Source organism: Streptomyces nanshensis, assembly GCF_001751255.1.
GTDB classification, from domain to species: domain Bacteria; phylum Actinomycetota; class Actinomycetes; order Streptomycetales; family Streptomycetaceae; genus Streptomyces; species Streptomyces nanshensis_A.
The window spans coordinates 1-8,733 of the sequence record NZ_LJGW01000212.1 but is presented as its reverse complement, the minus strand read 5'-3'; the positions used below and the strand labels follow the sequence as shown (position 1 = coordinate 8,733).

The 8,733-nt window shown below is 73.8% G+C and carries 6 protein-coding genes; 1 reads left to right on the top strand and 5 read right to left on the bottom strand.

All coding sequences use genetic code 11. From position 1 onward, the window contains the following. From AN218_RS12370 to AN218_RS12350, 5 genes are all read right to left on the bottom strand, one after another. Positions 1-927: ArnT family glycosyltransferase (locus AN218_RS12370; protein WP_141747546.1), on the bottom strand; the 927-nt coding region annotated here is incomplete at its 3' end. Then, complete coding sequence (locus tag AN218_RS12365) at positions 924-2,309, bottom strand: bifunctional glycosyltransferase family 2/GtrA family protein (protein ID WP_070016899.1); 1,386 nt, start codon at positions 2,307-2,309, stop codon at positions 924-926. The genes AN218_RS12370 and AN218_RS12365, both read right to left, overlap by 4 nt. A gap of 68 nt (positions 2,310-2,377) precedes the next feature. Then, positions 2,378-4,168: a sensor histidine kinase gene (locus AN218_RS34405; protein WP_244900413.1), complete on the bottom strand. Its 1,791-nt coding sequence runs from the start codon at positions 4,166-4,168 to the stop codon at positions 2,378-2,380. After that, on the bottom strand, positions 4,165-4,911 hold the full coding sequence (locus AN218_RS12355; RefSeq protein WP_070016900.1) for a response regulator transcription factor: 747 nt from the start codon (positions 4,909-4,911) through the stop codon (positions 4,165-4,167). The genes AN218_RS34405 and AN218_RS12355 overlap by 4 nt, the downstream gene beginning before the upstream one ends. A 222-nt stretch (positions 4,912-5,133) precedes the next feature. Then, positions 5,134-7,713 (bottom strand): penicillin acylase family protein, encoded by a 2,580-nt coding sequence (locus tag AN218_RS12350; RefSeq protein WP_070016898.1) that lies wholly within the window; start codon positions 7,711-7,713, stop codon positions 5,134-5,136. A gap of 193 nt (positions 7,714-7,906) precedes the next feature. On the opposite strand from AN218_RS12350, the gene AN218_RS12345 reads away from it, so the two are divergent. Then, positions 7,907-8,362 carry a hypothetical protein gene (locus AN218_RS12345; RefSeq protein ID WP_070016897.1) on the top strand — a complete coding sequence of 152 codons (456 nt, stop codon included), beginning with the start codon at positions 7,907-7,909 and terminating at the stop codon, positions 8,360-8,362. Positions 8,363-8,733: the final 371 nt, after the last annotated feature.

Genomic DNA, 8,733 nt, shown 5'->3' with positions numbered 1-8,733 from the left:
GCCGCGACCGCCGAACGGGCCGCCGCCGTAGCCGCCGGGCCCCGGACCGCGCCCGGCGCCCGGGCCCACGCTGCCCACCTCGTTCCCCGTGATGCGGCCCAACCCGTTGTAGCCCAGGGTCAGTTCGAGAAAGCTGTTGTTCTGGGAGCCGCCGATGTACGGACGCGATCCCGCGGGCCACAGCTCGGCGAGGGCGATCCACCAGCCGCAGCTTGCGACCATCGCGGCCCCGGCGAGCAGGAGTTGCTTGACACGGGTGAGCAACGGCGGCTGTGCGCACACCAGATGGACGACGGCCAGCGGCGGCACGATCAGCCACGCCTGGAGCGTCTTGACGAGAAAGGCGAGCCCGAGCGCGACGCCGCACAGCAGCAGCCACCTGCTGCGGGTGTCCTCCAGCGCGCGCAGCAGGCAGTACACCGCGATCACGCACAGCAGACACAGCGCCGCGTCCGGGTTGTTGAACCGGAACATCAGCGCCGCGACCGGCGTGAACGCCATCAGGCCGCCCGCGAGGAGCCCGGCGGCGGGCCCGAACCAGCGGCGTACGGCGGCGTAGAGGACGGCGACGGTGGCGACGCCCATCAGCGCCTGCGGCACCAGCATCTGCCAGGCCCCCAGGCCGAAGAGCCGTACGGACAGGGCCATCGGCCACAGCGCGGCCGGGGGCTTGTCGACGGTGATGACGTTGCCCGAGTCGAGGGAGCCGAACAGGAACGCCTTCCAGCTCTCGCTGCCGGCCTGCGCCGCGGCGGAGTAGAAGGAGTTGGCGTACCCCGAGGCGCCCAGCCCGTACAGGAAGAGGACGGCCGTGAGCGCGAGCAGCGCCCAGTAGCCGGGGCGTTCCCAGCGCGGGCGGTCCGCCGCGGAGGCGGACCCCGCGCGGGGTGAGCGCGCGAAGGGGAGCGCGCGGGTGAGGGCGGTCATGCGGTGGTCCGTTCCGTGGGGGTGTGGTCGTCCGGGATGCTGTCCGTGCGGGGGCCGTCGTGGGTCTCCGGGCTCTCTTCCCCGGTGTGCCGCCCGGCGGCGGGCCGGGGGCCCTGCCCCGTCGCGCGGCCGGCGTCCTCGCCGGGGGCGGGGCCGCCGTTGCCGTCCTCTCCGGCGAAGATCCAGGTGCGGAAGAGCAGGAAACGCAGCAGCGTCGCGGCCAGGTTGGCGACGACGAGGACCGCGATCTCCGTGCTGTGCGGCGGATCCGGCGCCGCCGCCTCCAGCGCGGCGAGCGAACCGCTGGTGAGCGTCAGCCCGATCGCGAAGACCAGCAGCCCCTGCGCCTGATGGCGTACCACCCCCGTACGTCCCCGTACCCGGAAGGTGTGGCGGCGGTTGGCCGCCGTGTTGCCCAGGGCGGTCAGCAGCAGCGCCAGCGCGTTGGCGGACTGCGCGCCCAGCACCTGCCGCAGCAGCGAGTACAGCAGCAGATACGCGAGGGTGCTCAGCAGACCGACGACGCAGAATCCGGCGAGCTGGCGGGCCAGTCCACGGGGAACTCCCCGCAGGGCGTGGTCGCGTGGGTCGTCCCCGAAGGGACGCCGCAGCCGGGCGAGCGGCAGCGCACCCGTCGCCAGGGCACGTCCCACGCGCCATACGCCGCGCAGATCCGCCAGCGCCGTGGGAAGCAGATCGACGCGGCTGTCGGGATCGTCCACCCAGTCCACCGGCACCTCGTGGATGCGCATGCCGGCGCGCTCGGCGAGCACCAGCAGTTCCGTGTCGAAGAACCACTCGGCGTCCTGCACGAGCGGCAGCAGCCGTTCCGCCACATCGCCGCGTACCGCCTTGAAGCCGCACTGCGCGTCGGAGAAGCGCGTGAGCAGCGAGCCGCGCAGCAGCAGGTTGTACGAGCGGGAGATCAGCTCCCGCTTCGGGCCGCGCACCACCCGCGCCCCGCCGGCCAGCCGGGATCCGATGGCGATGTCGGAGTGCCCGGAGATCAGCGGAGCCACCAGCGGCAGCAGCGCGTTGAGATCGGTGGACAGGTCCACGTCGAGATAGGCGCGCACGGGCGCGTCCGAACGGCTCCAGACGGTGTGCAGCGCGCGCCCCCGTCCCTTGCGCTCCAGATGCAGGGCGACCACGTCGCCGAGTTCGAGCGCGAGCCGGGTGGCGATGCGGTAGGTGCCGTCGGTGCTGGCGTTGTCGGCGACGGTGATGCGGAAGCCGTAGGGGAAGTGGCCGGTGAGATAGGCGTGGAGGCGCCGCACCGACGCCTCCAGGCAGCCCTCCTCGTTGTGTACGGGCACGACGACGTCGAGCACGGTCGGGGCCGGTTCCGTTCTGGGAACGGCCAGCGGACTGCGGGCTGGCATGGCCTCCGCTGGTGCCTCCGGCGGCGAGGTGTGTGTTCGCATGGCCGGTAGGCTCGTCGACCCGCCTGTCAGGAGTTCTTGCTGTAGCTGTGAGTCCGCTGTGAATCCTGGCGGGGCGCCGGTTTCTCCCGGGCCCACTGGTGCGCGTCCCGCCCGTGGGGCTCCCCTGAACGTCGTGACTCCCGGGATTCCCGGGCCTGTTGGGACTCGCGCTCTCCGGAGTCACACCGCTCCGGATCCGCCGTCGGCAGCCGTACGGCGAAGACCGTCCGCCCCGGCACGCTCTCCACGGTGACGCGCCCGTGGTGCGCCGCGACGACCGCCTCCACGATGGCCAGCCCGAGCCCCGTACTGCCGTGGGCGCGGGAGCGCGTGGAGTCGCCGCGGGCGAAGCGCTCGAAGATGTGCGGCAGAACGTCCGCGGGGATGCCGGGCCCGTCGTCCGCGACCTCGACGACGACCTCGTCCCCGGAGGGCGAGGGCCGCACCCGGGTGGTGACCGTCGTACCGGGAGGGGTGTGCGTACGGGCGTTGGCGAGCAGGTTGACCAGCACCTGGTGGAGGCGCGGTGCGTCGCCGCGTACGTCGAGGGGCTCGGCCGGCTGTTCCAACTGCCATACGTGGTCCGGTCCGGCGGCGCGTGCGTCGCTCACGGCGTCCACGACGAGCGAGGAGAGACCGACGTCCGACGCGTCCAGCGGCCGGCCCGAGTCCAGACGGGCCAGCAGCAGCAGATCCTCCACGAGGTCGGACATGCGTGTCGCCTCGGCCTCGATCCGCTTCAGGGCGTACCGGACGTCGGGGGCCTGGGGGTTGGGGGAAGAGGCGTCCGACTCCCGTTCCCCGCCTGTGCGTTGCTGCCCGTGCGGCCCCGACTGCCCTTCCTGGCCTGTCAGTTCGAGCTGTCCCGAGGGTCCGTACGCTCCGTCCGTACGGACCGTGCCGCTCGAGACCCGCCGCGTCAGCTCCGCGTAACCGCGGATGGACGCGAGCGGCGTCCGCAGCTCATGACTCGCGTCCGCGACGAAGCGGCGTACGCGCGTCTCGCTCTCCTGCCGGGCCTCCAGCGCGGCGGAGACATGCCCCAGCATGCTGTTGAGGGCGGCGCCGACCTGGCCGACCTCGGTACGCGGATCCGTGTCCCGCTCGGCCACCCGGTGCGGCAGTTCCACATCGCCGCTGTGCAGGGGCAGCCGGGTCACCTGGACCGCCGTCGCCGCCACCCGGCGCAGCGGCCGCAGCGCGATCCGTACCATCGCCGTGCCCGCGAGGCCCGCGGCGACCAGCCCGGCTGCGGACACACAGATCTCCACCACGACGAGGGTCCGCAGCGTCGACTGCACCCCGTTCATCGGCAGCCCGACCAGCAGCCCCTGCTGCTCGCCGGGCAGCGCGCCGGACTGGACGCGGTAGTCGCCCAGGCCCGGCAGGGACACGGTGTGCGGGCGGCCGTCGAGCGGCACGCCGTCAAGTGCCGTGCTCTGGGCGGCAGTCAGCGTGGTCAGCCGGTCGGCGAGATCCATGCCGGGGCCGCCGCCCGGGTCCGTGCTGCGCGCGGCCCGCTGCACTTCGCCGTCGTCGCCGGTGCGCGCCCCGACGGTGCCGATCGGCTGGCCCGGGATGGCGACGAAGCGCAGGTCGTCCGAGTCCCCCTGGGGACCGCGCGGCGGGCCGAAGGAACGCTGGACCGATGCGCGCAGCTCGTCGTCGAGCCGGGACTCCAGCGAGGTGTTGACCGCTATCGCCGTGATCGTGCCGATCACCGCGCACACCACCGCGAGCAGCGCGACCGCCGCGACGACGAGTTGGGTGCGCAGCGGACGGCTCCTGCGGACACGGCCGCCGCGCTGCGGCGTCACGGCGCCGTCCCGCCCGCCGCCGGTGCGTCCGCCGCGGGCTTGATGACGTATCCGGCGCCCCGGCGGGTGTGGATCATCGGCGAGCGTCCGGCGTCGATCTTGCGGCGCAGATACGAGATGTACAGCTCGACGACGTTGGCCCGGCCCCCGAAGTCGTAACTCCACACCCGGTCGAGGATCTGCGCCTTGCTCAGCACCCGCCGCGGGTTGCGCATCAGATAGCGCAGCAGCTCGAACTCCGTTGCGGTCAGGTCGATTTCCGTACCGTCCCGGGCGACCTCACGGCTGTCCTCGTCCAGCGTCAGATCGCCGACGGTGAGCACGGACTCCTCCCGTACGGTCAGCGCGCCCGCTCGGCGCAGCAGCCCGCGCAGCCGCGCCACCAGCTCCTCCAGGGAGAACGGCTTGGTGACGTAGTCGTCGCCGCCGGCCGTCAGCCCGGCCAGCCGGTCCTCCAGCGCGTCCTTCGCGGTGAGGAACAGCACGGGGACGTCGGGCAGTTCGCGCCGCAGCCCGCCGAGCACGGCCAGTCCGTCCATGTCGGGCAGCATCACGTCCAGGACGACCGCGTCCGGCCGCCATTCGCGGGCGGTGCGCAGCGCCGAGGTGCCGTCGCCCGCCGCCTGCGTCTCCCAGCCCTCGTAGCGCAGGGCCATCGAGAGCAGGTCGGTCAGGGCGTCCTCGTCGTCGACGACGAGGACACGGGAGGGACGGTGCCGGGCGGCTGCGGCGTTGTCGTTCATGGACACAGCCTGTGCGCCTTCTCTGAGTGTTGCCTGTGCGTTTCCTGTGAGAACGCTGAGAGCCGGGTGCCGGGTCGCGTCCGGTCCTCGCGGAGACGCTCGTGGCACGCGTCCCCTTCTCGGCTGCTCGTCCTCTTCTCGCTCTTCTCGCAGAACCGACGGAGGACGCGACGGGTTCCCGCAGGCGGATGTGACGCGCGCCCCGTCCGGTACGCGGGAAAACTACTGCACGGGCGGACCCTGCGGCGGGCCGGCGGACGGGTGGGCCGGCCCGTTCTCCGGTACTGGCCCGGGTTCCAGGCGGAGGACCTGTTCCGTGTGCGCCTCCACCGCCGCGCGGCTGTAGAGCAGCGGAAAGGCCGCGTCGTCCGCCCAGTCCGCGAACAGGTCGCGGTAGTGGCGGCTGTGCGGATCGCCGGACTGGCCGGGGGAGTTCATGGCGAGCGACGCGTCCCAGTCGCCGACGTCGACGACGAGCCGGAAGGTGGCGCCGCCGCTCTGCCGGAAGTCCGAGGTGTACGCGGTGGCGCCCACGGTGTCGCCGCTGCCGCCCCGCGGCACCGGTCCCGCCGACATCCACTCCGGTTCGCCGCCCGTACGCTCCCTCACCAGCGCCGCCAGCGGATGCCGCAGCAGGCTGTGATGGAGATCGCCCCAGCGCCAGCCAGCCGGGTCCGCGCCGAGCAGCCGCTCCGCCTCCGCCCAGGCACCGGGGAGCGTGGCGCGGATTGCGCGGCGCACCTCGCGGTCGGGCTCGGGGCCCAGCCGGTCGCCGGGTGTCAGCAGCAGCGCGAGGTCGACGCGGGCGTCGGCGGCGGAGTCCTCCGGCGGCAGCACACGGGAGAGCGCCCGCTCCATCTCCCCGTCCGGCACCAGGCGCCGCAGCGCGGACCGCAGCAGGCCCGGACGCAGATGGCGCCGGAACCAGATCTCGAAGAGCGCCGCCGCGGCGGACTCCGTCCCGAGCCGCGCGTCCCAGCCGCGCAGCAGCTCCAGGGCGCGGCTCAAGTCCCGGGCGGTGCGGGCCGCGTCCGTGCCGTCGTCCGTGTCTGTATCCGTATCCGTGCCGGTCTCCTCGTCCCGAGGCTCCGGTTCCAGACCGTCCAGCAGCGGCAGGATCGCCCGCGCGGGCAGGCTGACGTGGTCGGTCTGGAGCCGTACGCACTCCTCGGCGCTCCAGTCGTCGCGGGCGGCCAGCGTCTCGGCGATCCGCCGGTAGCGATAGGGCGCGTACCAGTCGTAGGTGACGGTGCGCTCCTCGTTCGGATAGTCCGGCGGCAGATTCATCTCGTTCGCCGTCGCGAGCCAGCCCGTACGCGGGTCGCGAGCGGAGGGCAGCAGTCCGGGCTCCTGGTGTCCCGCCCACTCGTAGCGGCCGTCGCCCGGCACGGGGAGCGTGCCGTCCCAGTTCGGACGGACCGGAACCCGGCCCGCCGGGCACCAGCCGATGGTGCCCGCGGTGTCCGCGTACACCTGGTTCTCGCCGGGGGAGCCCCAGCGCCGCATCGCCGCGGTGAACTCGGCGGCGCTGCGCGCCCCCATGTAGTTCATGCTGCCCAGATACGGGGCCATGCCGGGCTCCAGCCAGGCCGCACGCACCGCGAACGCCGCGTTCCGCTCGGGCAGGCTGCGGATCACCGGCCCGTGCCGCGTGAACCACAGCTCGACCTCTTCTTCTTCCCTCGCGGCGATGTCCTTCGCTACGTCGTCCGCCGTCCTCTTGACGGGCACGGTCTCGGTCACCCGGACCATCGGCTCCCAACCGCCGTCGTACCAGTAGCGGGTGGGGTCGTCCGGATCGGTGCGGTAGACGTACAGGTCCTCCTGGTCGATGGGGAAGATCGTCAGCCCGAACGCGACATGCCCGTTGTGCCCGATGGAGACGCCGGGCAGCGCCGGTTCGCCGCCGCCGATCACATCGAGGCCGGGCGCGGAGAGATGGACGAGGTAGCGCAGCGAGGGCAGCGTGAGCGCGCGGTGCGGGTCGTTGGCCAGCAGCGGCCGTCCCGTTGCCGTACGGGACGGACCCAGGACCCAGTTGTTGCTGCCGTCCAGACCCGCCCGCGACCCCTCGGGCACGGGCCCCGCTCCGGACCCGGAACCGGAGCCGGAACCTCGGCCGGGTGCGGCGGACGCACCGGGTGCGCCGGGCGCCCACGGCGGCACCGTCGCCAGCCGGTACACCCGCAGCACGTCGTCCGGGACGACGGACAGATCCAGCCCCTCCGGCACCCGCAGCCGGTGCGGCCCCGGCTCGCGCATCCGCCGCAACTCCTCCGCCTCCGGCCCGAAGTCGCGCAGCGTCAGCGCCCGCGCGACCTCCTCGCCGAGGTTGTAGTGGAGCCCGTGGCTGCGGATGCGGGCCACGTCGGACGGATCCCACAGGGACGGCCCGTACCCGAGGAGGGCGAACTCCGGCGGCAGCAGCGAGGGCCGGCTCCGGCACAGCTCCACATAGGCGTTGATCCCGGCCGTGAACGCCCGCGCCGCGGGCTCCACTTGAGGCCCGTACGCCTGCCACTCCTCCGCCATGGAACCGCGGTGCAGGAACAGCCGGGCGGCACGGTCCGCTTCGAGGTAGCGCGCGCCGAAGACCTCCGAGAGCAGCCCCAGTCCGCGGCGCCGCCACAGGTCGATCTGGAAGAGGCGGTCACGGGCGGCGTTGAATCCCTGGGCGAGGAAGAGGTCTTGGCGATGGTCGGCGTACAGATGTGGAACGCCCCAGCGGTCGACGCGGATCTCCACGGGGGCGGAGAGCCCGGCCACCCGGAAGACGGTGCCTGTTTCGTGAGTCTCCGCCATGCCGTCCTCGGACCTCCAGACCTCGGGAACCCGCCGCCCGGACGTCCCGGCGCGGCAGGGTGTGCGGGCGGGGATGCGCGGACCCGCCCCTTACGCGTCTCCCCGCCTGCCCGCCGGGTACACGGGACGGCACAAGGGGCGGGCCGCGCGTCGGCCGCCGCCCGCGACGACGAGGACGGCGAGGCGAGGCACGGTGCATGTGAAGCTGCTGCGGGCGGTGGGCGCCGCCACGGCCCTGTACGGACTCGCGGTGACGGCCCGGCCGGAGCTGCTGGCACGGCCCTCGGGACTCACCGGCGAGGACGGCCGAGTCGCCGAGGCCACACGGATCTCGCTGCGTCCGCTGGTCTGGCGGGACCTGGCCGGCGGCCTGGCGATGGTGTGCGCACCGGAGGGCGCCGCGCTGCGCACCGCCGCCCTCGTACGCGTCGCCTCCGACCTCGGCGACGCCGCACTGCTCGGGGCGACGCTGCCGCGACCGGCCCGGGCCAAGGCCGTCGCGGTGTCGGTCGGCTGGGCCGCGCTGTCGGTCGCCGGGCTGTGTGCCTCCGGACGCGGTGCCGCATGCGGGAGCACGGCCGCCCGCCGGGTCAGCCGTGCCAGAGCTGCCGCGGCGCCCTCAACTGCCCGTCCCGCATCGGGGTGCTGAGGGCGCGGACGGGTGCCTGCCAGTAGGGCCGGAGGGCGGAGAGGACGAGCAGCCGCGTACGGCCGTCCAGACCGCGGGCCANGTGGTCGCCGAGCGCAGGCCGTCGCCGTGCAGGACCTCGATCAGGTGGTGCAGCGCCCCTCCGCACACCCGGGTCACCGCCGGGGTGTCGCTGACGCGTGCGAGGCTGCCGCCCGTCGCCTGCGCCGAGGTCTCCATCGCCGCGACGAGCCGCGCGAGATGGACGGGGCCGTCCTGTGCGTCGTCGGCCACCTCCCGGGACAGCTCGTCGAGCGCCGCGGGGCCGATGCGGCCCCGGCCGCCCGCACCGCCGCCCGTGCCCGCGGCGTACGACCAGGCGTCGAGGAGCC

Coding starts and splice junctions, on each gene's coding strand:
- AN218_RS12350 (WP_070016898.1), bottom strand. CDS start 7,713: ATGGCGGAGACTCACGAAACAGGCACCGTCTTCCGGGTGGCCGGGCTC.
- AN218_RS12355 (WP_070016900.1), bottom strand. CDS start 4,911: ATGAACGACAACGCCGCAGCCGCCCGGCACCGTCCCTCCCGTGTCCTC.
- AN218_RS12365 (WP_070016899.1), bottom strand. CDS start 2,309: ATGCCAGCCCGCAGTCCGCTGGCCGTTCCCAGAACGGAACCGGCCCCG.